Origin of the sequence: Oscillochloris sp. ZM17-4 (assembly GCF_019599295.1) — a bacterium.
GTDB lineage: Bacteria > Chloroflexota > Chloroflexia > Chloroflexales > Chloroflexaceae > Oscillochloris.
Window position 1 is genome coordinate 6125 of record NZ_JAIEWN010000023.1, and the last position, 24092, is coordinate 30216.

The window sequence follows — 24092 nt, forward strand, 5'->3', positions numbered from 1 at the left end:
GCTTCAGCCGCCAGCCCGCATGCAAGACGTTCCGTCACACCCCCCAATACACAGCCCCCCGCCCTGCGGGTCCGAGATATGCTATACTACCTGTTGGCTCCACATATGCAGCATCGTTGTAGGTGGTGAGATGACGACCCAGGATCCCGATACTCGCGTGATACCCGATGTGACCTTTATTGTCGCGAGCCGCGAGGATCTTGAGAAGCTCTATCGGGTGATTATTGAGAATGACGATGTGACCCCGATGGACTTTGTGGTCATGGTGCTGCGCCTGTTCTTTGGCCTAAGCCTAGAGGACGCGATGCAGGTTATGATCACCGCCCATAATGAGGGCCGCGCCCTCGTCACAACGATGCCGTTTGAAGAGGCGCAGGAGCGAGTCTACAGCGCCCATACGGTCGCCCGTGAGGAGGGCTACCCGCTCACGTTCTACCTTGAGCCCGATGAATAATAGCGCGCGACGAATGACCAGCGACCAATGACGGAGTGATGCCGTCACCCGTCGCTGGTCATTTGTCTTGTTACGGAGTAGAGATGCACACCCGGCCCCGTATTGCCGTACTGCTGCTGTCTGCGCTGCTGATGCTGTCCGCCTGCGGCCCAGCGGTGGCGGCTGTCCCCCACGCCACCGTCGCACCCACCCCAACCGCCGCACCAACAGCCGCCCCCACGGCGACGCCGCCGCCCAGCCCCACGCCCATCCCCGTCTTCGCCGCCGGCTCGCAGGTGGCCGGGGTTGATGTCGGCGGCCTGAGCCTCGCCGACGCCCGCAGCCGCCTGGTCGCTGCGCTATCCGATCCGCCGCAGCCGGTTGAGCTGCGGGCCGGCGACGCATCCCTCTCACTAGACCCAGAGATGATCGGCATGGCCACGCCGGTGGATGCGCTGCTCGACACGGCAGCGGCCGACCTGCGGGCCGGTCGCCCGGCCGATGTGCCGGCCGCCGGCGGCATCGACGAGCAGACTCTGCGCACGCAGATCGCCATCCTCGCCGAGCGCGCAGCCATCCCGCCCGAGATCAGCGTGATCAGCGACACCAAGACGATCTCGCGCAGCTTCGCCTACACGCCCGGCATGGTGCTCGATGTCGACGCCGCCCTCGCCCAGGTCCGCGCCGCGCTCGCTGCGCCGCGTCCCGCCGCCACCATCGCCCTGACCCTCACCGAGAACCCGACGGTGCCGAGGGTGGGCGAGGATCGCCTGCTCGCCGAGGTCGAGTCGATGGCCGACGCGTGGGGCGGCGTGGTCGGCTTCCACCTGTACGACCTGGAGTCCGGCGATGTGGTGCGACTCAACGACAAATCGGTCTTCGCGGGGGCCAGCACGATCAAGGTCGCGATCATGCTGAACGCCTATGTACACCTGCCGAAGTTCAGCGAGAAGCAGGAGTTCTGGCTCGGCGAGATGATCAAGTACAGCGATAATATCTCGGCCAACCACCTGATGGCCGCCGCCGCAGGCGGCACCGGCACCGAGCTGGCCTTCACCGGGGCCGAGCAGATGAGCGCCATGCTCGCCGACGACCTCGGCCTGGAGAACCTCTACCTCTATATCCCCTACGAGTCGGGCGACTTCATCAAGCAGAATAAGATCACGTACAAGTGCGGCCCCAAGGACCCGGTCGGCCCGAAGCCCTACACCGAGACGGGCTGCGCCCTGCGGGCGACGCCCTACGCGATCGCCCAGGTCTATAAGGAGATCGACGCGTGCGCCAGCGGCGGGGGCGTGCTGCTGGAGAAGTTCGACCTGCTAAGCCCCAAGCGCTGCCAGGAGATGCTTGATCGCCTGGCCACCAACGGCGATAAGACCCGCATGGTGGCCGGGCTGCCCAAGGGCACCCTGGCCCAGCATAAGAGCGGCTGGATCGAGGATATGCAGGCTGACGCCGGGATCGTCAGGTCGCCCGGCGGCGACTATGTGCTGGCCGTCTATGTCTATAAGAAGCTCGCCAACGGCGTGCTGATGTGGCCCGACGAGCTGATGGCACCGACGGTGGCGGCCTTCTCACGGATCGCCTACACAGCCTATAACCCGTCACACCCGCGCACCCGCTCGCCTGCTCGCTTGCTCGCGCCCTCCGCGATCCACACGCCCCTACTCGATCTGTATCACCTTGAGGAAGTTCGTTGGCCCGTAGCGGTAGATCGGGTGGCCGCCGGTGAGCACCACCAGGTCTCCGCGCTGCACAAAGCCGCGCTCGCGCAGGGTGCGCTGGATGCGCTTCTCGATCTCGTCGAGCCGGTCGTGGGTCTCGATGTGCAGCGGCGTCACCCCCCAGTAGAGGCTGGTGCGCAGGCAGCTCTCGGCGGTGGGGCAGCAGGCGATGATCGGGATGCTCGGGCGGTAGTGCGAGACGAGGCGGGCGCTGGAGCCGCTCTGGGTGAGCACGGCGATCGCGCGCACCGGGAGCGTCGAGGCGATCGTGCAGGCGGCGGCGGCGATGGCGCGCGGGGTGCTCTGCACCTCGGGCAGCGCCCAGCGCGGCGCGGCGTTATGGTCGGAGTGGCGACCGCTCACCTCGATCGCGTCGGCGATCAGCGCCATCATCTCCACCGACTCGATCGGGTAGCTGCCGGCGGCCGTCTCGCCGCTGAGCATCACTGCGTCGGTGCCGTCGATGATCGCGTTCGCCACGTCGCTGGCCTCGGCGCGGGTGGGCCGGGGGTTCTGGATCATCGACTCGAGCATCTGCGTGGCGGTGATCACTGGGATCAGCGCGCGGTTGGCCGCGTCAATGATCTGCTTCTGCACCAGCGGCACCCGCTCGGGCGGCATCTCGACGCCCAGGTCGCCGCGGGCCACCATGATCGCGTCGGTGACGGCCAGGATCTCCGGCAGCACATCCAGCGCCTCGGGCCGCTCGATCTTCGCCACCACCGGCGTGGTCTTTCCCGCCCGCTTGATGATCTCTTTGACCTGCACGATGTCGCTGGCATGGCGCACGAATGACAGGGCTACGTAGTCCACATCCTGCTCCATGCCAAACTGGAGGTCGATCAGGTCCTTCTCGGTGGCGGCCGGCGCGCTCACCCGCACGCCGGGCAGGTTGATCCCCTGGTGCTCTTTCAGCCGCCCGCCGTGTACCACCTCCGTCTCCACCTCGCTGTCGCTGTGGCTGATCACGCTCAGCTCGATCAGCCCGTCCGAGAGCAGGATGCGGTCGCGCGGGCGCACGTCGCGTGGCAGCGACTGGTAGGTCGTCATCACCCGCTCGGCCGTGCCGATCACCGGCTCGGTTGTGATCACAAAGCGCGCGCCGGCCACCAGATCTACTGGCCGACCGCCCTCCAGCGAGCCAGTGCGGATCTTCGGCCCCTGGAGATCCTGCAGGATGGCGACGTGCCTGCCGCTCTCGGCCGCCGCCCGCCGCACCATCGCAATGCGGGCGGCGTGCTCGGCGTGCGTGCCGTGCGAGAAGTTCATGCGGGCGACGTTCATCCCGGCCTGGATCAGCCCGGCGATCCGCTCCGGTGTGTTGGTCGACGGCCCCAGCGTGGCGACGATCTTGGTCTGGCGCATACTCTCTCCTGGATTGCAGATTGCAGATTGCAGATTGCAGATTGCAGATTGCAGATTGTAGATTGTAGATTGTAGAGCGCAGCGCGCAGAGCGCAGATTACGTCCCAATCTACAATCTGCAATCTACAATCTGCAACTCCTACGGCCCCACCGTCACCAGCGGGCTGATCTTGCTAAACAGCGCGTCGCCCACCCCGGTGACGTTCCTCAGGTCATCGACAGACGTAAATGGCCCCTGGGTCTCGCGGTAGGCGATGATCCGCCCGGCGATGGCCTGGCCGATCCCCGGCAGCTCCTCCAGGTCGACGGCGCTGGCTCGGTTCAGGTCGATCAGGCCGCCGGCTGAGGCTGGCGCGTCCGAGGCGGCCAGATCGGAGGCCGCCGGCGCGCCCTCGCCCAGGCGCGGGATGTGGATGTGCTGGGCGTCAGAGAGCGGCGCGGCCAGGTTCACCCCCTCGCCGGCCGCGTCGGCCAGCAGCCCCCCGGCGGCCAGCACTGCGTCGATCACCCGAGCCCCCTCCGGCAGCCGGTAGACGTCGGGCGCGTCCACGGCCCCGCTTACGTAGACGATCAGGTCGGCCGGCGCGGGGGAGGGCATCTCAGCAGCGAGATCGGGCGCGTCGAGCGGCTCGTCGAACAGCGACATGCCCAGGTCATCGGGCGGCGGCGCGGCCGGCGCCAGCGCCCCGCGCAGGGCCGGCCCGCCGATGATCACCGCCACCCCTAGCGCCACACAGGCCAGGGCCGCCAGCAGCCGCGGCCGCCGCCACCAGATCTCCGCATCGTGCATCACGCGCCCCCTTTCGAGCGTCAGACGGCATACATCACTGCATGTACCGTCCGGGGGCGGCAAATGGTCTCACGCTCGGGCGGCGAGCGATGTTCTTTGTGTCAGAGGGCGCAGCATTGCGGCGTGTCGATTATAGCATCTCCGGGGCGGGCGGTTCCGGCGTCGGCGCAGGCCGACGCCCGGCGCGCAGCGCCTCTACGGCGCGGCTTCAGCCGCCCGCCCCGTGATACGCTGCAAGGACGTTACGCCGCACCCGCACCTCATCATTACCACGAACCACCATCGCCCGCAACCTCGCCCGCGTTTGCGGCGTCCCAGCGGGGCGTAGATTCTATCACTACGCTAACGGGCAGCTAGCGCCGCGCAGATGTGCCTGTGCTACGATGAGCCTAGCACATCACAAGGAGGCTCCTATGTCGATGAACACGAACCGTTTCACTCAGAAGTCATATGAGGCGATCGCGGCGGCCCAGAGCGCGGCCGAGCGCGCCGGCAACAGCGATGTCCAGCCCGAGCACCTGCTCTACGCCCTGCTTGACCAGGGCGACGGCGTGGTGCCCCAGGTCTTAGCCAAGATGAATATCGCCGTCGGCGCGCTCAAGCAGCAGGCCAGCGCCGAGGTCGGCAAGCTGCCGCGGGCCAGCGGCGGCAATATGCAGGTGCAGATGAGCTCGCGCTCGCGCCAGGTGATCCTGCGCGCCCACGATGAGCTCGGCCTGTTTGGCGACGAGTATGTCTCTACCGAGCACCTGCTCCTGGCCATCCTCGACCACGCCGGCGGCGGGGCCGAGCGCATCCTCAAGCAGGCCGGGCTGACCCGCGCCACCCTGCTCGATGCCCTGCGCGCTGTGCGCGGCTCCCAGCGCGTCACCAGCCCCAACCCCGAGGGCACCTACGCCGCCCTTGAGCAGTATGGCCGCGACCTGACCGAGCTGGCTCAGCGCGGTAAGCTCGACCCGGTGATCGGCCGCGACGAGGAGATCCGCCGGGTCATCCAGATCCTCTCGCGGCGCACCAAGAATAACCCGGTGCTGATCGGCGAGCCCGGCGTCGGCAAGACGGCGATCGTCGAGGGCCTGGCCCAGCGCGTCGTCTCCGGCGATGTGCCCGAGTCGCTCAAGCACAATAAGGTGATCTCGCTCGACCTGGGCGCCCTGATCGCCGGGGCCAAGTACCGCGGCGAGTTTGAGGAGCGCCTGAAGGCGGTGCTCAAGGAGATCCAGGACCACGACGATATCATCCTCTTTATCGACGAGCTGCACACCGTCGTGGGGGCCGGCGCGGCCGAGGGCGCGATGGACGCCGGCAATATGCTCAAGCCCATGCTGGCCCGCGGCGAGCTGCACCTGGTCGGCGCGACGACCCTGGACGAGTACCGCAAGCATATCGAGAAGGACGCCGCCCTGGAGCGGCGCTTCCAGCCGGTGACGGTCGACCCGCCCAGCGTCGAGGACACGATCTCCATCCTGCGCGGGCTCAAGGAGCGCTACGAGGCCCACCACGGCGTGGCGATCACCGACAGCGCGATCGTGGCCGCCGCCACGCTCTCCGACCGCTACATCTCCGACCGCTTCCTGCCCGACAAGGCGATCGACCTGATCGACGAGTCGGCGGCCCGCCGGCGCATGGAGAACACCAGCTCGCCCCAGGTGATCGACGACCTGAACCGGCTGATCGTCCAGCGCGAGACCGAGCGCGAGATGCTCAAGCGCGAGAAGGACGCGGCCAGCAAGGAGCGCCTGGAGAAGCTGGAGCAGGACCTGGCCAACCTCCACGAGCAGCGCAGCGCCCTGGAGGCCCAGCGCCAGACCGAGAGCGCCCTGCTCGACCAGATCAAGCAGCTCAAGGAGCAGATCAACGAGACCCGCTTCGCCATCGAGCAGGCCCAGCGCGAGTACGACTACAACCGCGCCGCCCGGCTTCAGTACGACGACCTGGCCCGCCTGGAGCGCGAGGCGGGCATGGCCGAGGCCGCCGCCAGCAACAACACCCTGCTGCGCCAGGAGGTGAACGCCCAGGACATCGCCGAGATCATCGCCCGCTGGACGGGCGTGCCGGTGAGCAAGCTGCTGGAGGGTGAGGTCGAGAAGCTGATCAAGATGGAGAACCGCCTGCATATGCGCGTGGTTGGGCAGGACGAGGCCGTGGCCGCCGTGGCCAACGCCGTGCGCCGCTCGCGGGCCGGCCTGCAGGACCCGCACCGCCCGCTGGGCTCCTTCCTCTTCCTCGGCCCCACCGGCGTCGGCAAGACGGAGCTGGCCCGCGCCCTGGCCGAGTTCCTCTTCGACGATGAGCAGGCCATGATCCGCATCGACATGTCGGAGTATATGGAGAAGCACACCGTGGCCCGCCTGATCGGCGCGCCCCCCGGCTACGTGGGCTACGACGAGGGCGGCCAGCTCACCGAGGCCGTGCGCCGCAAGCCCTACAGCGTCGTGCTCTTCGATGAGGTCGAGAAGGCCCACCCCGACGTGTTCAACGTCCTGCTCCAGGTGCTCGACGACGGCCGGCTGACCGACGGCCAGGGCCGGGTGGTCAACTTCAAAAATGTCGTCGTCATCATGACCAGCAACATCGCCAGCAACCTGATCCAGGAGATGACCCAGGACGGCGACAGCGAGGACGACATCCGGCGGGCAGTGATGGGCGAGCTGCGCGACTCGCTGCGGCCCGAGTTCCTCAACCGGATCGACGAGACGATCATGTTCCGGCCGCTCTCGCGCGAGCAGATCGGCGAGATCGTGACCATCCAGCTCGTCCACCTGGACAAGCTGCTGGCCGAGCGCAAGATCCGCCTGGAGCTGACACCCGAGGCCCGGGCGCGCCTGGCCGAGGAGGGCTACGACCCGGTCTACGGGGCGCGCCCGCTCAAGCGGGTGATCCAGCAGCGCCTGCAGAACCCCCTGGCCGTGCGGCTGCTCCAGGGCGACTTCGTGATGGGCGACACCATCATGGTCGATGTGGACAAGTCCGGCTACGTGTTCAAGAAGGCATCGTAGGGACGCCAGCGCGCTGCGTCTGCGTAGGGGCCGGGTAGGGACGCAGCGCGCTGCGTCCCTACCCGGCCCCCGTGCTGTCCTCGCTGGCACGGATTGTGATATGCGGGTGATACGGATCCGTGATTGTGAAGGCGCATCTTGACATTGCGCATGAACCTTGTATAGTGATGCGGCTATGTCATTATTGAGGGCGAAGTGACCACATGAGCGAGCCCACCCCAGCCTGGCAAACCGAGATCGTCGAGCTGCACGCCTTCTTCGTGGCCTGGCTCGGCGGCGCGCTGCCCGACGACGACGCCACCTTCGCGCGCTGTGCTGGCACGATGGCCCCCGGCTTCGCGATCATCGGCCCGGACGGCCGGCTGATCGCGCGGGAGGAGCTGCTGGCGACTCTGCGCGCCGCCCACGGCAGCCGGCCGGGCCTGACGATCTGGATCGAGCGGCCGGCCCTGCGCTACCGCGACGGAGCCCTGACTCTCGTCACCTACGAGGAGTGGCAGACGGAGGGCGGGCGCACCAGCGGCCGCGCCAGCACCGCCCTCTTCCGCGCCACCCCCGGCGCCCCCAACGGCATCTCCTGGGCGCACGTCCACGAGACCTGGCTCTCTGGCCAGCGCTAGCCCACCTGCCACACCCACCCATAAGCAGAGAACATCACGCCATATGCCAACTACCCACCTCCGCGTATTCCGCGGCGCACGCCTCTATCTCGCGCTCGTGGCGCTGCTCTGCGCGATCAATGTGATCCCCGCCGCCGCCAAGGAGGTGATAACTGTCACCCCCGACGCGCCGCCCCTGCCCGCGATCACGATCGCCGATGGCCGGCTCGTGGCCGGCGATCAGCCCTTCGAGATCCGCGGCGCGAACTATGTCCGGCTCACGGGGAGCAGCGCGATCTGCTCGGACATCCACTTCGGCGCCGATGGGCGCTGCCCCTGGGATCAGGCGGCCATCGACGCCGATATGGATCGCATGCAGGCCCTCGGCGTCAACACCGTGCGGGTCTTCCTGAACTACTATGTCTTCGGCGGCGCGGGCGCAGCCGACCCGGCCTATAACATCAACACGCCCCTGGAGCACCTGGACAGGCTGATCGCCAGCGCGAACCGTCGGGGGATCTACGTGCTGCCGGTGCTGATGGCCAAGTACCCCCAAGACCGCTTCACCGAGGATGGCCTGAGCCAGGCGATCCGCCTGCATATTACCCCGCTGGCCTGGCACCTGGCGAGCCGGACGGGGGTGCTCGCCTGGGATCTCTTCAACGAGCCGGATATCGGCAGCCCGGTGGATGAGCGCTGCTGGGACTGGGACAACGGCGACTTCCCGCCCTGCAAGGAGCTGGCGATCCAGCGGGCCGACTTCCTGACCCGTATCCACTGGCACCTGCGGACGATTGACCCGACCCACCTGACGACGATCGGCATGGGCTTCGCCAAGAGCTACTTCCGGCCCGCCGAGGCCGCCGAGCGCCTTGCCGGCATGGTAGACTTCTACTCGTTCCACTACTACGATAACGACCCCTATGACTCCGGGCGCTATGCCCAGCACTGGTACTATGGCCAGGGCTTCCCCGCCGACCTCCAGCGCGGGATCGATGAGCTGGCGACGATGGCGCAGGCGAAGCCCGTCCTGATCAGCGAGCTGGGGTTCCCCACGGGGCCGGGCGCCCTGCGCGACGAGGCCGCGCTGCGCCACGACCTCGCCCTGGGCCTGCGGACGTCCCGCGAGCGCGGGGCCGCCGGCGTGATCCTCTGGCCCTTCCAGCCCACTCCCGAGGAGCTGATCGGCGACCTGTTCACCGCCCCGTAGGTGCCGACCCGGATCGTGCCAGTATCTATGCATAAAATGGCCAGCACCGCTGGCCATTTTATGCATAGATACTAGTTGACTCGTCACCATGTTCGGCGTATGCTTATAGTCCGCTACCCGCCGATCTAGGGGACATAACCAATGAGCGACGGCCAACAGTACCCGACCATCGTTCTCGCCGGGGCCGACCCGGCATGGATGTTTGATATGCAGGCGCGCATCCGCACGATCGTCGGCTGGGACTACGACCTGCTGCTGACCTTCTCGGCCAGCCAGGCCCTGCGCTATGTGACGGAGCGGCAGGTGTGCCTGCTGATCACCGAGGCGATGTTTATGCGCCACGCCGAGGGCAGCGGCGCGGATCTGGCGCGGCGCGCCCGTGAGCATGTCGCCGGCATCCAGGTGCTGCTCATCCACGATGGCAACGCCTCGGCGCCGGCCTCGCCCGATATCGCCCACGCCTTGGGGCGTAAGGCCTCCCCCGAGGAGATGCAGGCGGTGCTGAGCGCCATCCTCACCCCCGGCGCCCCGAGTCAGGCTGCGGCGCTCTCATCACAGCTTTAACTGACCCTCACAGCCCGTTTATCTAGCGAGGCTATCCTACAGATGTCATCGAAAGCCTGATGCGGGGAACATTTGGCGAGCGGTGGCGAGCATCTCCTCCCTCCTTACCACTGGGGGCGCGCAGCAAAAGCTGCGCGCCCCCAGTGGGTTTTGTGCGCCCCGTGGTATACTTGGCGCATCCGCCATCGCACAAAGACACAGCCTTATGAATGCAAACGAGACAATCATCGCTGCGGAGCAGCAGTGTACCTCGGGGCTCTACCCGAAGCGCCAGGTCGCCATCGTGCGCGGCGAGGGCTCTCGGCTCTACGACGCCGAGGGGCGCATGTTTATCGACTGCGTGGGCGGCCAGGGCGCGGCGAACCTCGGCCACAGCCACCCGACGGTGGTGGCCGCCGTGCAGTCCCAGGCCGCCCGGCTGATGAGCTGCCCCGAGATCTTCCACAACGATGAGCGGGCCGCCTACCTCCAGGAGCTCGCCGCCGCGCTGCCCTTCCCGGCGCGGATCTTCCTCTGCAACAGCGGGGCCGAGGCGGTCGAGGCCGGCATCAAGTTCGCCCGCCTGCTCAGCGGCCGCCAGCAGATCATCGCCACCAAGCGCGGCTTCCACGGCCGCACCATGGGCGCGCTCAGCGCCACCTGGGAGCCGAAGTACCGCGAGCCCTTCCTGCCCCTGGTGCCCGAGTTCGCCCACGTGCCCTACGGCGACGCGGAGGATCTGGCCGAGGCGGTGGGCGCGGGCACGGCGGCGGTGCTGCTGGAGCCGGTGCAGGGCGAGGGCGGCGTGCGCCCGGCCCCGGTCGGCTACCTGGAGGCCGCCCGCCGGATCTGCGACGAGCGCGGCGCGCTGCTGCTGCTCGATGAGGTGCAGACGGGCTTCGGCCGCACCGGGAAGCTCTTCGGCTGCGAGCACAGCGGCGTCGCCCCCGACATCCTCATCCTCGCCAAGAGCATCGCCGCCGGCCTGCCCATGGGCGCGGTGGCCATCCACGCCCGCCACGGTGCCCTGCCCGGCGGCGCCCACGGCAGCACCTTCGGCGGCAACCCGCTGCTCTGCGCCGCCGCCCGCGCCGCGCTGAGGACCTACATCAAGGACGAGATCCCGCGCCAGGCCGCCGAGAAGGGCGCCTGGCTCGTCGAGCGCCTGCGCGCCCTCAACCTGCCCGCCGTGCGCGAGGTGCGCGGCCTCGGCCTGCTGGTCGGCCTGGAGCTGAAGACCCGTGTCCAGCCCTACCTCGCCGCCCTCATGGAGCGCGGCGTGCTCGCCCTCCCCGCCGGGCCGACCGTCCTGCGCCTCCTGCCGCCCCTGGTGATCTCCTACGAGGACCTGGAGACGGTGGTCGCAACCATTCGCGACGTGTTGGGCCGCCCGGCGTAGGGGCGCCGCAGCGGATGCGCAGCGCGCTGCGCCTTCGCTGCGGCGCCCCTACACGTACACATCACCATGCAAAAGATCGGCATCATCGACCTCGGATCGAACACCACCCGTCTGATCGTGATGGCCTACGAGCCGGGCAGCTGCTTCCGCCTGACGGACGAGGTCAGCGAGACGGTGCGCCTGGCCGAGGGAGTCGGCGCCTCGCGCACCCTGCGGGCCGAGCCCATCCACCGCGCCGTCGAGGCGCTCTCGATGTTCGAGCGGTTCTGTAGGAACACCGGGGTTACGCAGATCATCGCCGTGGGCACGAGCGCCATCCGCGAGGCGCAGAACCAGGATGTGTTCTGGCAGGCTCTGCAGCGACAGACCAGCCTGGACCTCCAGATCATCAGCGCCGAGGAAGAGGCCTACCTCGGCTACCTCGGCACGATCAATGCCCTGACGATCCGCGACGGGTTCGTCTTCGACACCGGCGGCGGGTCGACCCAGGTCTCCGCCGTGCGCGACCGCCGGCTGCTGCGCAGCTTCTCGGCCCAGGCCGGCGTGCTGCGCTTCACCGAGCGCTTCGTGAAGTCCGACCCGATCAGCAAGAGCGATATGCGCCGGCTGCGCGAGGGGGCGCAGCAGGCCTTCGCCGGCATCGACTGGGTGCGCGCCGGCGACGGTCTCCAGCTGGCCGGCATGGGCGGCACGGTGCGCACCCTGGCCCGCATGGACCAGAAGCAGCGCGGCTACTCGCTCGACCGCATCCACGGCTATGTGCTCTCGCGCGCGGCGCTGGCCGCGATGATCGAGCAGATGGCCGGGCGCACCCGCCGCGAGCGCGAGTCTATCCCTGGCCTCAAGTCCGACCGCGCCGATGTGACGCTGGCCGGGGCAGTGATCATCGACCAGCTGATGGAGCAGGGCGGCTTCAGCGAGCTGACCGTCAGCGGCCAGGGCGTCCGCGAGGGGCTCTTCTACCAGCACTTCCTCCAGCCCGCCGACCCGCCGATCATGGAGGACCAGCGCGCCTTCAGTATCCTGAACCTGGCCCGCCTGCACGGCTACGAGCCGGCCCACTGCGCCAAGGTCGCCGAGCTCAGCCTCTCGCTCTTCGACCAGCTCGCCCCCATCCACCTCTACGGCGCCTGGGAGCGCGAGCTGCTCGGCCACGCCGCGCTCATCCACGATATCGGCGTGCAGGTGGGCTACTACGATCACCACAAGCACTCGGCATACCTGGTGTTCAACGCCGCCCTGCTCGGCTTCACCCACCGCGAGATTGTCATCCTGGCCTGCCTGGCCCGCAACCACCGCAAGGGGATGGCTGATGTCTCGGAGCACGCGCTGATCCTCCAGCCCGACGACGAGCAGCGGATCGCACGCCTGAGCGCGCTGCTGCGCCTGGCCGAGTACCTGGAGCGCAGCAAGAGCCAGGTGGTGCGCGCCGTCGAGGTGCGCGCCGCCGAGACCTCCATCCAGATCGTCGTCCACGCCGATGGCGACCCGACCGTCGAGATCTGGGACGCCAACCGCCGCGCCGGCCTGATGAAGAAGGCCTTCGGCCGCCCCGTCGAGATCGTCGCCGCCCCATCATGATGTAGGGCAGCATCACCAACGTAAGGGCGCAGCAGGGCGGCGGAGGGGCGCAGCGCGCTGTGCCCCTCCGCCGCCCTGCCGCGCCCCAACAGGATTACCGCAATGAAGCTTTTCTCCATCGCCGGGAAGACTCTCGCCGTCGTCGCCATCCTCGCCCTCGCCCTCGCCGGCGGCGGCTACCTCTGGCTGCGCCGCAGCCTGCCCGTAACCAGCGGCACTGTCCAGGTCGCCGGCATCTCGGCCCCCGTGACGATCGCCCGCGATAGCGATGGCGTGCCCCACATCCGCGGCCAGAGCGAGGCCGATGCGCTCTTCGGGCTCGGCTACGCCCACGCCCAGGATCGGCTCTGGCAGATGGAGTTCCAGCGTCGGATCGGCGGCGGTAGGCTCTCCGAGGTCTTCGGCGAGTCCACCCTCGACACCGACAGGTTCCTGCGCACGCTCGGCGTGCGCCGCGCCGCCGCCAGCGCCGCCGCCGCCCTCAGCCCGGCCACCCGCGCATTGCTGGACGCCTATGTGGCCGGGGTCAATGCCTATGTCGATGGCCACCGCGACGCGCTGCCCGTCGAGTTTGCGATCCTCGGCGTCAGCCCCGAGCCATGGAGCGCCACCGACGTGATCGCCTGGCAGAAGATGATGGCATGGGATCTCGGCGGCAACTGGACCGACGAGCTGCTGCGCGCCCACCTGGAGGCCCAGCTCGGCCCCGAGGCCGCCGCCCAGCTCATGCCCGGCAGCGGCCCCAGCGACCCGATCATCCTGCCGGATGGCGGAGACGCACGTAGAGACGCCCCGGTGGGGCGTCCAGACGCCCCACCGGGGCGTCTCTACGCGGGCACCAGCGGCCTTCTGGCCATCGACCGCCAGATCCAGGAGTCGCTTGGCCTCGGCGGCGAGCTGATCGGCTCGAACAACTGGGTCATCGCCGGATCGCGCACCACCACCGGCATGCCGCTGCTGGCCAACGACCCACACCTGGGCGCGCAGATCCCCTCGATCTGGTACCTGGCCCAGATCACCGGCGGCGCGATCGATGCCATCGGCGCGACCCTGCCCGGCCTGCCTGGGATCGTGATCGGCCACAACGCCCGCATCGCCTGGGGCGTCACCAACACCGGCCCTGATGTCCAGGACCTCTACGCTGAGCATGTCAACGCCCGCAACGAGGTGGAGTACCAGGGACAGTGGGAGCCGCTGACGATCATCCCCGAGACGATCAAGGTGAAGGGCCAGGACGACCTGACGCTCTATGTGCGGGTCAGCCGCCACGGCCCGCTGATCTCCGATGTCACGGCGGGCACCGGCGACCCGCTGGCCTTCCGCTGGACGGCCCTCGACCCCGAGGACAACACCATGGAGGCCTTTCTCGGCATCGACCGCGCCGGCAGCTGGGATGAGTTCACCGCCGCTCTTACCCATTACCACGCGCCGATGCAGAACTTTGTCTTCGCCGATGTGGACGGCAACATCGGCTACTATGCCCCCGGCGCCCTGCCCGTGCGCGCCCAGGGCGATGGCAGCCGGATCGCCCCCGGCTGGGACGGCTCGCACGACTGGACGGGCTACGCGCCCTTCGCCGGCCTGCCCCACAGCTACAACCCGCCCGCCGGGTTCATCGCCACCGCCAACAATAAGGTCGTGCCCGAGGGCTACCCCTACCTGATCGGCACCGCCTTCGCCGCGCCCTACCGGGCCGCCCGCATCGTCGAGCTGATCCAGTCAAAGCCGAAGCTCTCGCCTGACGACATCGCCGCCATGCAGGCCGACGTGGTCTCGCTCCAGGCCCGCGAGATCCTGCCCTATCTGCTGGAGGCCGTGCCGGCCGGCGCTCGCGAGCGGCAGGCCCTCGATATGCTGCGCGGCTGGGACGGCAGTATGGCCGGCGACAGCGCCGCCGCCGCCGTGTATAACGCCTACTACCAGGCCATCCCGCAGCAGCTCTTCGGCGACGAGCTGCGCGACCTGTTCGAGAGCGACTACACCGGCGAGACGGGGTACCATGCCATGGTCATCGCCCAGACCCTGGCCGACCAGGGCGCACCCTGGTGCGACGATGTGAACACGCCCGCCGCCGAGAGCTGCGCCGACACGCTGGGCCTGGCGCTCACCGCCGGGCTGGAGGATATGGCCACAGCCCAGGGCAGCGAGAATATCGCCACCTGGCGCTGGGACAAGGTTCACCTGACGATGTTCCCGCACAACCCCTTCGACAAGGTCGGCGCGCTCAAGCCGATCTTCAGCCGTAGCGTGCCCAACGGCGGCGATGGCTTCACCGTCGACGTTGCCCCGGTGCGGCGCAGCGAGCTCTACAAGCAGTACCACGTGCCCTCCTACCGCGAGATCATCAACCTGGGCGACCTGGACGCATCGCGGTTCATGCACACCACCGGCCAGTCGGGCCAGGCGCTGAGCAACAATTACAGCAACTTCATCACGCGCTGGCAGAAGGTCGAGTACCTGCCCATGCGCTTCAGCCCGGCCGCCGTGGAGGCCGCCGGCGCGGGGATACTGACACTTGCTCCGTAGGAGTTGGGGGTTGGAGGTTGGAGGTTGGCCTCAACTCCCAACCCCCCAACTCCCAACCCCCAACTCCCAACCCCCAGCCCCCAGCCCCTATGTTATAATGCCCCGAAGCACACCGCCGGCCGCTCGATAGGACCCTATGCGCTGCCCCTTCTGCCAGCATCAGGAAACCGATGTCTCCGACTCGCGCAAGATCAACGACGGCGAGCTGATCCGGCGGCGGCGCAAGTGCCGCAGCTGCGGGCGGCGGTTCACCACCTACGAGCGCGTCGAGTCCGTCAGCCTGACGGTGGTGAAGAAGGATGGCAAGCGCGAGCCGTACGACCGCGAGAAGGTCATGCGCGGCGTGCGCACGGCCTGCTACCGGCGGCCGATCTCGGTGCAGCAGATGGAGCAGTTGGTCAACGATGTCGAGGCGGCCATGATGGCCACCGACGACCAGGAGATCAGCACGAACGCAATCGGCGACGAGGTGATGCGCCGCCTGCGTGAGCTCGACGAGGTCGCCTACATCCGCTTCGCCTCGGTCTACCGCTCCTTCGCCGATATCGGCAAGCTGCGCGAGGCCGTGGACGAGCTGCTCGATAGTACTGACGAGTAACGCGGCGAGCTGCCTGGCGTCTCACGCCTGGCACCTCACGCCCTTATGGAGCCTTTGTAGCAATGAGTGTGGACACCACCCCCGAGCAGCGCGGAGATAAGGACACCAGCCCCGCCGATGCTCGCCCGTCGATCGTCCAGCGCGCCGTCGCCGCGCTTCAGCAGGTGCAGTGGGGCGAGACCCTGCTGATCGCCCTGGTGATGTCTGTGGCATGGTGCGGGCTGTTCCTGGCCAACAACATCCTCCAGGTGCTCGCCGGGGTCGTCCCGGTGATGGCCGGGCTCTACCTGGGCCGGCGGGTCAAGGGCAACTACCTGGCCAACGGCATCGTCCTCGGCGTCGCCGGCTTCTTCTTCGGCCTGATCATCGTGTTTGCCTACGGGCTGCTCGGCAGCGCCGGCGTGCTGCCCATGCCCCAGCTCAGCCTCCAGGCCGGGCAGGACCCGCAGACGGCCAGCGCCGGCGACCTGCTCTTCGTCTACCTGACCTTCTCAGTCTTCGCGCTCATCCCCTTCCCGGCCTTCGGCACGGTGATGGCCGGGCGCACCGAGCAGCGCAACCGTGAGCTGAAGCGAGAGGTTGATGATCGCGGCGGGAAGCTGGAGCGCCCCGGCGTCATCCGCACCCTGGAGGATCTGCGCGGGCTCTCCCTGCCCCAGCTCGGCTCCTATATCTCGGCCCTCTACAAGAAGAAGGGCTTCGCGCTCAAGGACTACCGCTTCATCGATAAGGACAAGCACCTCGACCTGGAGATGGAGTATGGCGGTGATCTGTACCTGATGCGGCTCTCGGTCGCCGACAAGGTGCGCGCCGGGACGGTCGAGAGCCTGCTCCAGGATATGCGCCGCCGTGAGATCCGCAAGGGCATCGTGATCACCTCGACGGAGTTCGCCCCCGAGGCCGCCAAGGCGGCCGCGAATAAGCGCAGCCTGGTCGCCATCGACGGCCAGACATTGTTTGATATCGCCGAGGCGTAGGGCCGAAGCATGTGCTCCAGTCGCAAAGCGACTGGAGCACATGCTTCGGCCCTACGGTATGCACGTGGGTACTTTATGAAGATTGACCTCACAGGCCGCGTCGCCCTCGTCACCGGCGGCGGGCGCGGGATCGGCCGGGCAATCGCGATGGCCCTGTCCGGCGCCGGCGCCGCCACGGTGATCAACTACCGCGGTAACAGCGCCGCCGCCGAGGAGACGGTGGCCGCGATCACGGCGGCCGGCGGGATCGCCCAGGCCATCCAGGCCGACGTGAGCCAGGCCGCCGATGTCGAGCGCCTCGTCAAGGCCACCCTCGACGCCCACGGCCGCGTCGATGTCCTGGTGAACAACGCCGGGATCACCCGCGACACCCTGCTGCTCCGCATGAAGGAGGACGACTTCGACCAGGTGATCAGCACCAACCTGCGCGGCGTCTTCCTCTGCACGAAGGCGGTCTTTCGGCCGATGAGCAAGCAGCGCGGCGGGCGGATCATCAACATCAGCTCGGTGATCGGCCTGATCGGCAACGCCGGCCAGGCCAACTACGCCGCCGCCAAGGCCGGCATCATCGGCTTCACCAAGTCCACCGCCCGCGAGATGGCCCCGCGCAGCATCACGGTCAACGCGATCGCGCCCGGCTTCATCGAGACCGAGATGACCGACGTGCTCGGCGAGGAGACCCGCAAGGCGATCCTGGAGACCATCCCGCTCGGTCGGCTCGGCCGGCCCGATGAGGTCGCCGCGCTCGCCTGCTTCCTCGCCTCCGACGCCGCCGCCTATATCACCGGGCAGACCTTCACGATCGATGGCGGCATGGTGATGTCGTGATGACGCTGACGCCCACGCCGATGCCCACGCCGATGTAGGGCCGAAGCATTTTCGGGATGGGCGCTTTGCGCCCATCCCGAAAATGCTTCGGCCCTATGGTGGCACCACGGAATATGTTATGTTAAACAAAGTACTCATCGCAAACCGCGGCGAGATCGCCGTCCGCATCGTGCGGGCCTGCCAGGAGCTGGGGATCCGCACCGTCGCCGCGTTCAGCGAGGCCGACCGCGACTCGCTGGCGGTGCGGCTGGCCGACGAGGCCGTCTGCATCGGCCCGGCCGCGCCCGCCCGCTCCTACCTCAACCCGCCGGCCCTGATCAGCGCGGCCATGATCACCGGCTGCGACGGCATCCACCCCGGCTACGGCTTTCTCTCGGAGAACCCCTACTTCGCCGAGATCTGCGCCGAGTGTAAGCTCATCTTCATTGGCCCCGGCGCCGAGACGATCCGCCTGATGGGCGATAAGTCGATCGGCCGGCAGACGATGCGCGCCGCCGGCGTGCCGATCATCCCCGGATCCGAGGGCGAGCTGCGCTCCGTCGAGGAGGCGATCGACCTGGCCCGCCAGATCGGCTACCCCGTCCTGCTCAAGCCCAGCGCCGGCGGCGGCGGCCGCGGCATGCGCGTCGCCCAGGATGAGAACGACCTGCTGCGGGCCTACCCCACCGCCCGCGCCGAGGCCGAGGCCGCCTTCGGCCGCGGCGACCTCATTCTGGAGAAGTACCTGCCGAAGGTGCGCCACATCGAGATCCAGGTGCTCGCCGACGCCTATGGCCACGCCATCCACCTCGGCGAGCGCGACTGCTCGGCCCAGCGCCGCCACCAGAAGATCCTTGAGGAGGCACCCTCGCCGGTGGTCGGCCCCGAGCTGCGCGCCCGCATGGGCGGCGATGCCCTGCGCGGCATCCAGTCGATCGGCTACCTCAACGCCGGCACCCTTGAGTTTCTCATGGATCCCAACGGGAACTACTACTTCATCGAGATGAACACGCGCATCCAGGTCGAGCACCCGGTGACGGAGCTCGTCACCAACACCGATCTGCTGCGCTGGCAGCTGCTGATCGCCTCGGGCGAACGCTTGACGCTCCAGCAGAATGATATTAGAATAGCCCGGCACGCCGTTGAGTGTCGTATTAATGCGGAAGATCCTGAGCGGGATTTTCTGCCGGCCGGTGGCGAGATTGAGTTCTTCCTGCCGCCCGGCGGGCCGGGGGTGCGGGTCGACTCACACCTGTACGCCGGCTACACGCCGCCCCAGAACTACGACTCGCTGCTCGCGAAGATTATCACCTACGGCGACACGCGCGACGACGCCCTGAACCGGATGCGCCGCGCCCTGAATGAGTGCATTATCACCGGGGTCAAGACAACGATCCCGTTTCAGCTTCGCCTGATCGATGACCCGGCCTTCCGCGCCGGGAATATCTCGACAAGCTATGTCGCCGAGCTCGTGCAGCGCTGGAAAGAAGAGCGCGCTGCAACACGATAGCTTCCGGGAAGCTGTACCCAGGTAAGGCCTTGAATCGCTGCTTAACAAATCATACCGCAGCCCTGGAGGTTGGCCGTGGCTAGTCTCCGCCACCGGGTGCGCATCGCGGCGCTCCAGATTCTCTTTGAGATCGACGCCACCGACCACCCGCTCGACGTGGTCTATGAGCGCAGCCTCGCCGATGAGGAGCTGCCGCCTGATGGCGAGCGATTCCTGAGCCGGATCGTCTTTGGCACATGGGAGCATCGCTCCTACATTGATCGTATTATCGAGGAGGCCGCGCCGAACTGGCCGGTCACCCAGATGCCCGGCATCGATAAGGCGATCCTGCGGATTGCCCTGTTTGAACTGCTGATCGATGAGGATGAGCAGACCCCGGTGAAGGCCGTGATCAACGAGGCGGTCGAGCTGGCCAAGCACTTCGGCAGCGATAACTCCAGCCGCTTTGTGAACGGTGTCCTCGGCACCGCCGTCAGCCGCTACCACCCGGGGAACGACGACCTGCTCGCCAGTGATGGCGATGCGTGAGCGGGATCAACCGCCCAATGCTTGGTTCCGCTCTGCCGCTCGAGGCGGCCCGCCCGCCGCGGCAGCGAACATAGAGACTCAGTACACGAAAGGTAGATAGTCCATGGCTTCTCAGGAGATCCAAGATCGCCTGCGCAAGATCGTCGCCGAGCAGCTCGGCGCCGACGAGACGAAGGTCGTCCCCACCGCCCACTTCACCGACGACCTGAACGCTGACTCGCTCGACCTCGTCGAGCTGATCATGGCCCTCGAGGAGGAGTTCGGCATCGAGATCCCCGATGACGACGCCGAGAAGATCGTCACGGTCGGCGATGCCCTCAGCTACCTCGACGCCCACATGACCGAGGGCGAGTAGCACCACCGTAGCGATCTATCAGGCCCCCCTCTCCCGCATACGGGAGCAGGGGGGCTCTCTATTTTTGATTGCAGATTGCAGATTGCAGATTGGCTGACTCTCATCAGGGGCTGTTGCAACGTCCTGCGCGCCCCCCTGGCTGGCGACTGACGTCGCGCCGGCAGGGCGCGCTGCGCCGGGCGTCGGCCTGCGCCGACGCCGGATCCGCCCACGAAGGTGGGCGGTTGGCCGCAGGCCCCCGCGACGCGGCTTCAGCTGCCAGCGACGTTGCAACAGCCCTGGACTCCCATCAGGGGCCGGCACGTAACGTCGGCGGATCATGGTAAGATACCTGCAATCTGCAATCTGCAATCTGCAATCTGCAATCTGCAATGGCCCGCCGGGGCGAACACACTATGGAGATTTTTAACGTCGGCATCCCTGAGCTTATGATGATCGCCGGGCTGGCCCTGGTGGTCTTCGGCCCTGAGCGGCTGCCTGAGGTCGGGCGCTTCCTCGGCAAGCAGGTCGCCAGAGTGCTCGCCTGGCAGCAGAACTCGCCCGAGCTCCAGATGCTCAACGAGGTGCGCGGCGAGTTCGAGGCCGAGATCGCTAGCCTGCGCGATGAGCTGGTGCGCACCCGCAAGCAGCTCGATGTCTCGAAGGATATCACGGCGATCAAGGAGGAGCTCAGGCCGATGCTCGACCTGCGCGGCAGCGTCAACGGGCTCGCCCCGGCCGCCGCCGCAAACGGTGCCGAGCCGACGATCGCCCCGCCCCGCCCCGCCGACGCCCTGAGCCCGGTCGAGGTCGCGCCGGCGGAGACGGTCGCCGCCCCCGCCGCGACGCCGACGCTCAGCCCCACCCCCGCCAGCCAGACCGTCCCGGCCGCCGCGCGGCCCACCAAGCTCGTCGCCGCCGAGCCGACCGATGTGTTTGCGCCGCTCAGGCCGGCCGCCGAGCCCATCGTCGAGCCGGCCCCTGACCGCGCCGCAGAGGCGTCGCCGGGCGCAGACGAGCAGATCGCCCTGCGCATCCAGCAGATCGCCGCCGACCTTCAGGCCCTGATGGCGGAGCTCCAGGCCCGCGGGCAGCTTGGCCCCGACTGGCAGCCGCCCTCGCAGACGCACGAGCAGGAGGCCGTCTCATCGTGATGACACAGCGGAGTACACCAGCGATGCCCCAGGAGCAGAAGCCCGAAGAAGAAGTCGCGATGAGCCTGATCGAGCACCTGGTCGAGCTGCGCGGCCGGCTGATCAGAGCATCCATCGGCGTGCTGCTCGGGCTCGGGGTCGGCGTCTTCCTCGTCCTCGGGCCGCCGCACCTCGTCGATGTGATTATCGCCACCTTCGCCCCGGTCAACGAGAGCTACGCCCCCATCCAGTCGGTCGGCACCACCGAGTCGTTCACCAGCTACATGACGGTCTCGCTCACGGTGGGGCTCATCCTGGGCATGCCGGTGATCGTCTACCAGCTGCTTGCCTTCATCGTGCCTGGCCTCACCGACAAAGAGCGCCGACTGATCTATATCTCGCTGCCCTTCGTGACGCTGTTCTTCCTGGGCGGGGTGGCCTTCGGCTGGTTCATCACGGTGCCCACGGCCATCCGCTTCCTGATCGGGTTCTCCGACTCGGCGCTCATCCAGACCCAGCCATCGCTCGCCGACTTCCTCGGCACGATCACGACCCTGCTGCTGATCAACGGGGTGGTCTTCGAGCTGCCGATCATCATCTATGTCCTCGCCTTCATCGGCGTGGTCACGGCGAAGCAGCTGAGCTCGTTTCGCCGCTTCGCGGTCGTGATCGTGGTGATCGTGGCTGCGGTCATCACCCCCACCGGGGACCCGATCAACCTGATGCTGCTCGCCATCCCGATGTACCTGCTCTACGAGCTGGGTGTGATCCTGGCCCGCTTTGTCCCCAATCGGGCCTGAGCCCGCGCTGACGCAGGCTCACCCGCCCGCCATGGCTGCCTTGCAGGAAGATCTTGTCGCACGCATCGCGCTTCGGTACCTTGACACTGCACCCTCAGGATGCTACCCTGTACGCATTGTGATCAGCTGGCGCGGAGTCCCGCGATGTGTGTCGTCTCGCTTCTGCCCTACACCATCAAGCTCGCCCATTACTTTGGCGATGGCCCATCTGCCCGATGTATCCTCGGCTGTAATCCCACCGGCGCGATCCATCTGCCCCTATCTCTATCCTTAGGTCTGTCTCTGCGCAGGCGGCCCAGAGGGCGTGTGTCCTGAGCGCCCAGTAGGATGTCGGCGCGCCGCAGGGCGCCCGGCACCGTATGGGAGTAGTGTCATGTCGAACCAAGAGCCGACGATCGCGAGTATTCTGCGCGTGCTCGCCCGTGAGTATGATGGGCCGGTTGACGAGCGCCAGGTGCTCGACCAGGTGCTTGCGCGTCGCCCGAGCGCGGCGAAGAACCCCTACGCGACGATCCGCGAGCGGCTGCGCTGGGATGGGCTTGTCCTTGGCTGGCTGCGCCTGAGCCGTGGCACGCTGATGCCGCTGCACGTGGCCCTCCAGGGCCTTCGCTTCCGCTGCATCCCCCGCGCCCGCGATGTCGAGGCCGGGATGCTGCCGCTCGCCCACATCCAGCCCTTCGCCGGGCTGCGCAGCGCGGTCCTGCGTATGGCTGATGAGGCAGGCGCCCTGATGCCCTTTGTGGATCTTGACCTGGACGATGTCGGCGGGCCATCCCTCGCCTCCCCCGGCTTTAACCTGAGCGCCTGGTATGATCGCGTCGGCTTTGTGGCCGGCGATAGCATTCTGGTGACGGTTGTTGAGACGGATGTGCCGACCCTGCGCATCATCCGCGAGCCCGCCGCCGACGTGCGGCGCGCGGCCATTGATGCCCAGGACGCCGAGCTGCTCGATGCGATTGTGTCTCGGGTGAGCCGCGCGCAGGTGGCCCTCATCCCCTGCGATGAGGTGGTCCTGCCGATCTTCGCCGCCGCCCCCTGGCGCGCCGGCTACCCCGGCAGCCCCTGGCAGCACCTCGTCACCCGCGATGGCCGGCTCCAGCTGGTGGACGATATCTTTCTCACGAGCCAGAATCTTCCCTCGCTGCGCCTCTTCGCCTCCGCCGAGGTCTTTGAGCCGATGCCTGTGCCCGAGGATGATCGGCTCGCCGCCGATACGGCCCTGCTCTCTGAGATCGATGCGCTCCAGCGCGACCTGCGCCGCTCGCGCGAGCAGGACGCCGACACCGGCCTGTGGAACGGCCAGATCCAGCGGGCATCGGCGGCCTACTCGACCTTTGATTACTACGGCGATGAGGCGCACGCCCGCGGCGGCTCGATCAGCTCGGTGGATCGCTACGACGACCTTGATGGGGATGATGACCTTGGCCTCGGCGGCTTTGAGTCGGACGACCTCCTCCTGGAGGACGATGATTTTGTGCGGCTCCAGGCGGCCCACGATGAGCTGATGTCGGCCCTTCCCCCCGGCGTCGCCGACTCGATCGAGGCGGCTCGCCCCGAGGAGGCTGAGGTGATCATCGCTCAGCACCTTAACATGCTCCTTGTCAAAAAGCCGCACCTCTTCCCGATCCTCGACCTGAGCGCCGACGCGGATGCGAGTGGCCTCGACCCGGTGTCCGAGAGCCTCTTTGACGCGTCAATCTGGCAGGAGGATGTCGATGATGATGAGTGGGGCGAGATCGACGACGATCTGCTCGATGCCGACGATGAGTCGGCGAGCGTCTACGCTGAGAGCAGCGACCTGATCGGCCAGTTCCACGACTACCTGTCTGAGCTTGGGAAGAGCAGCTCCACGGCGCGCGCCCGCTCGCGGAATGTGCTGATCTACGCCGAGTTCCTGGCATCGTACTACAACCGCACCCTCGCCAGCGGAGACTACGCCACCCTCGACGAGTGCCTGTTCTACCACTACCCGCGCCGGGTGCTGAACACCTCGCCGCGCCAGGTGCGTGAGATCTGCACCTCGGTTAAGCAGTTCTACAGCTTCATGAAGGAGCGCGGGGTCATCGCCGATGACCGCTTCGCCCACGCCCTCTGGCGTCGCCGCGACCAGGCCTCCCGCATTGTCCAGATCTATGACCGGATCACGAGCGACTCGCCGAACTTTGAGGCGCTCTTCTCCCGGCTGTTCCACCCCTACACTGAGTAATGTTGAATGTTGAATGCTGAATGCTGAATT

20 protein-coding genes and 1 pseudogene are annotated in these 24092 nt (G+C 67.6%); 18 read left to right on the forward strand and 3 right to left on the reverse strand.

Features of this window, described 5'->3' with window-relative positions:
* Positions 1-130 precede the first annotated feature (130 nt).
* On the forward strand, positions 131-454 hold the full coding sequence (locus K2Z83_RS16600; RefSeq protein WP_220596308.1) for an ATP-dependent Clp protease adaptor ClpS: 324 nt from the start codon (positions 131-133) through the stop codon (positions 452-454).
* 392 nt (positions 455-846) lie between these two features.
* Here K2Z83_RS16600 and K2Z83_RS29110 read toward each other — a convergent pair whose 3' ends face one another.
* A complete protein-coding gene (locus tag K2Z83_RS29110; RefSeq protein ID WP_255604099.1) occupies positions 847-1260 on the reverse strand; it encodes a hypothetical protein in 414 nt (137 codons plus the stop codon).
* Positions 1261-1512: 252 nt separating this feature from the next.
* Between K2Z83_RS29110 and K2Z83_RS29115 the strand changes: the two are divergent.
* A pseudogene (locus K2Z83_RS29115) lies at positions 1513-1926 on the forward strand (serine hydrolase); the annotation flags it as partial.
* Positions 1927-2097: 171 nt separating this feature from the next.
* Here K2Z83_RS29115 and pyk read toward each other — a convergent pair.
* A complete protein-coding gene (gene pyk / locus K2Z83_RS16610; RefSeq protein ID WP_220596378.1) occupies positions 2098-3522 on the reverse strand; it encodes a pyruvate kinase in 1425 nt (474 codons plus the stop codon).
* 139 nt (positions 3523-3661) lie between these two features.
* Entirely contained in the window at positions 3662-4312 is a 651-nt protein-coding gene (locus K2Z83_RS16615) for a helix-hairpin-helix domain-containing protein (protein ID WP_220596309.1), read from the reverse strand.
* 413 nt (positions 4313-4725) lie between these two features.
* Between K2Z83_RS16615 and clpB the strand changes: the two genes are divergently transcribed.
* The 16 genes from clpB to K2Z83_RS16695 all read left to right on the forward strand — a co-directional run bounded on the left by clpB (position 4726) and on the right by K2Z83_RS16695 (position 24062).
* Positions 4726-7311 (forward strand): ATP-dependent chaperone ClpB, encoded by a 2586-nt coding sequence (gene clpB, locus K2Z83_RS16620; protein ID WP_220596310.1) that lies wholly within the window; start codon positions 4726-4728, stop codon positions 7309-7311.
* 203 nt (positions 7312-7514) lie between these two features.
* Complete coding sequence (locus K2Z83_RS16625) at positions 7515-7931, forward strand: DUF4440 domain-containing protein (RefSeq protein WP_220596311.1); 417 nt, start codon at positions 7515-7517, stop codon at positions 7929-7931.
* Positions 7932-7974: 43 nt separating this feature from the next.
* Positions 7975-9120 (forward strand): cellulase family glycosylhydrolase, encoded by a 1146-nt coding sequence (locus tag K2Z83_RS16630; RefSeq protein ID WP_220596312.1) that lies wholly within the window; start codon positions 7975-7977, stop codon positions 9118-9120.
* Between the two features lie 141 nt (positions 9121-9261).
* The gene (locus K2Z83_RS16635) at positions 9262-9684 is read left to right on the forward strand and encodes a hypothetical protein (protein ID WP_220596313.1); all 423 of its coding nucleotides are present in this window, start codon (positions 9262-9264) and stop codon (positions 9682-9684) included.
* A gap of 205 nt (positions 9685-9889) precedes the next feature.
* Positions 9890-11062 carry an aspartate aminotransferase family protein gene (locus K2Z83_RS16640; RefSeq protein WP_220596314.1) on the forward strand — a complete coding sequence of 391 codons (1173 nt, stop codon included), beginning with the start codon at positions 9890-9892 and terminating at the stop codon, positions 11060-11062.
* A gap of 66 nt (positions 11063-11128) precedes the next feature.
* A complete protein-coding gene (locus K2Z83_RS16645) occupies positions 11129-12643 on the forward strand; it encodes a Ppx/GppA phosphatase family protein (RefSeq protein ID WP_220596315.1) in 1515 nt (504 codons plus the stop codon).
* A 102-nt stretch (positions 12644-12745) separates the two neighbouring features.
* Positions 12746-15169 (forward strand): penicillin acylase family protein, encoded by a 2424-nt coding sequence (locus tag K2Z83_RS16650; RefSeq protein WP_220596316.1) that lies wholly within the window; start codon positions 12746-12748, stop codon positions 15167-15169.
* Between the two features lie 136 nt (positions 15170-15305).
* Positions 15306-15767 carry a transcriptional regulator NrdR gene (gene nrdR / locus K2Z83_RS16655; protein ID WP_220596317.1) on the forward strand — a complete coding sequence of 154 codons (462 nt, stop codon included), beginning with the start codon at positions 15306-15308 and terminating at the stop codon, positions 15765-15767.
* Between the two features lie 62 nt (positions 15768-15829).
* Entirely contained in the window at positions 15830-16744 is a 915-nt protein-coding gene (locus K2Z83_RS16660) for a restriction endonuclease (RefSeq protein ID WP_220596318.1), read from the forward strand.
* A 75-nt stretch (positions 16745-16819) separates the two neighbouring features.
* The gene (gene fabG, locus K2Z83_RS16665; protein ID WP_220596319.1) at positions 16820-17572 is read left to right on the forward strand and encodes a 3-oxoacyl-[acyl-carrier-protein] reductase; all 753 of its coding nucleotides are present in this window, start codon (positions 16820-16822) and stop codon (positions 17570-17572) included.
* Between the two features lie 118 nt (positions 17573-17690).
* Positions 17691-19061, forward strand: a complete 1371-nt coding sequence (accC, locus tag K2Z83_RS16670) for an acetyl-CoA carboxylase biotin carboxylase subunit (RefSeq protein WP_220596320.1) — start codon at positions 17691-17693, stop codon at positions 19059-19061.
* Between the two features lie 75 nt (positions 19062-19136).
* On the forward strand, positions 19137-19589 hold the full coding sequence (gene nusB / locus K2Z83_RS16675) for a transcription antitermination factor NusB (protein ID WP_220596321.1): 453 nt from the start codon (positions 19137-19139) through the stop codon (positions 19587-19589).
* A gap of 103 nt (positions 19590-19692) precedes the next feature.
* Entirely contained in the window at positions 19693-19944 is a 252-nt protein-coding gene (locus tag K2Z83_RS16680; protein ID WP_220596322.1) for an acyl carrier protein, read from the forward strand.
* Positions 19945-20339: 395 nt separating this feature from the next.
* Positions 20340-21077: a twin-arginine translocase TatA/TatE family subunit gene (locus K2Z83_RS16685; RefSeq protein ID WP_220596323.1), complete on the forward strand. Its 738-nt coding sequence runs from the start codon at positions 20340-20342 to the stop codon at positions 21075-21077.
* Between the two features lie 23 nt (positions 21078-21100).
* Positions 21101-21856, forward strand: coding sequence for a twin-arginine translocase subunit TatC (gene tatC, locus K2Z83_RS16690; protein WP_220596324.1), 756 nt, complete (start codon positions 21101-21103; stop codon positions 21854-21856).
* 373 nt (positions 21857-22229) lie between these two features.
* Entirely contained in the window at positions 22230-24062 is a 1833-nt protein-coding gene (locus K2Z83_RS16695; RefSeq protein ID WP_220596325.1) for a hypothetical protein, read from the forward strand.
* The last annotated feature ends 30 nt before the right edge of the window (positions 24063-24092 follow it).

What these genes read in the sequence shown, in the direction of transcription:
- K2Z83_RS16600 (WP_220596308.1), top strand. Translation starts at nt 131, where the DNA reads ATGACGACCCAGGATCCCGATACTCGCGTGATACCCGATGTGACCTTT.
- K2Z83_RS16650 (WP_220596316.1), top strand. Translation starts at nt 12,746, where the DNA reads ATGAAGCTTTTCTCCATCGCCGGGAAGACTCTCGCCGTCGTCGCCATC.
- fabG (WP_220596319.1), top strand. Translation starts at nt 16,820, where the DNA reads ATGAAGATTGACCTCACAGGCCGCGTCGCCCTCGTCACCGGCGGCGGG.
- clpB (WP_220596310.1), top strand. Translation starts at nt 4,726, where the DNA reads ATGTCGATGAACACGAACCGTTTCACTCAGAAGTCATATGAGGCGATC.
- K2Z83_RS16640 (WP_220596314.1), top strand. Translation starts at nt 9,890, where the DNA reads ATGAATGCAAACGAGACAATCATCGCTGCGGAGCAGCAGTGTACCTCG.
- K2Z83_RS16645 (WP_220596315.1), top strand. Translation starts at nt 11,129, where the DNA reads ATGCAAAAGATCGGCATCATCGACCTCGGATCGAACACCACCCGTCTG.
- K2Z83_RS16625 (WP_220596311.1), top strand. Translation starts at nt 7,515, where the DNA reads ATGAGCGAGCCCACCCCAGCCTGGCAAACCGAGATCGTCGAGCTGCAC.
- pyk (WP_220596378.1), bottom strand. Translation starts at nt 3,522, where the DNA reads ATGCGCCAGACCAAGATCGTCGCCACGCTGGGGCCGTCGACCAACACA.
- K2Z83_RS16615 (WP_220596309.1), bottom strand. Translation starts at nt 4,312, where the DNA reads ATGCACGATGCGGAGATCTGGTGGCGGCGGCCGCGGCTGCTGGCGGCC.
- nrdR (WP_220596317.1), top strand. Translation starts at nt 15,306, where the DNA reads ATGCGCTGCCCCTTCTGCCAGCATCAGGAAACCGATGTCTCCGACTCG.
- K2Z83_RS16680 (WP_220596322.1), top strand. Translation starts at nt 19,693, where the DNA reads ATGGCTTCTCAGGAGATCCAAGATCGCCTGCGCAAGATCGTCGCCGAG.
- tatC (WP_220596324.1), top strand. Translation starts at nt 21,101, where the DNA reads ATGCCCCAGGAGCAGAAGCCCGAAGAAGAAGTCGCGATGAGCCTGATC.
- K2Z83_RS16685 (WP_220596323.1), top strand. Translation starts at nt 20,340, where the DNA reads ATGGAGATTTTTAACGTCGGCATCCCTGAGCTTATGATGATCGCCGGG.
- K2Z83_RS16695 (WP_220596325.1), top strand. Translation starts at nt 22,230, where the DNA reads ATGTCGAACCAAGAGCCGACGATCGCGAGTATTCTGCGCGTGCTCGCC.
- accC (WP_220596320.1), top strand. Translation starts at nt 17,691, where the DNA reads ATGTTAAACAAAGTACTCATCGCAAACCGCGGCGAGATCGCCGTCCGC.
- K2Z83_RS16635 (WP_220596313.1), top strand. Translation starts at nt 9,262, where the DNA reads ATGAGCGACGGCCAACAGTACCCGACCATCGTTCTCGCCGGGGCCGAC.
- K2Z83_RS16630 (WP_220596312.1), top strand. Translation starts at nt 7,975, where the DNA reads ATGCCAACTACCCACCTCCGCGTATTCCGCGGCGCACGCCTCTATCTC.
- K2Z83_RS16660 (WP_220596318.1), top strand. Translation starts at nt 15,830, where the DNA reads ATGAGTGTGGACACCACCCCCGAGCAGCGCGGAGATAAGGACACCAGC.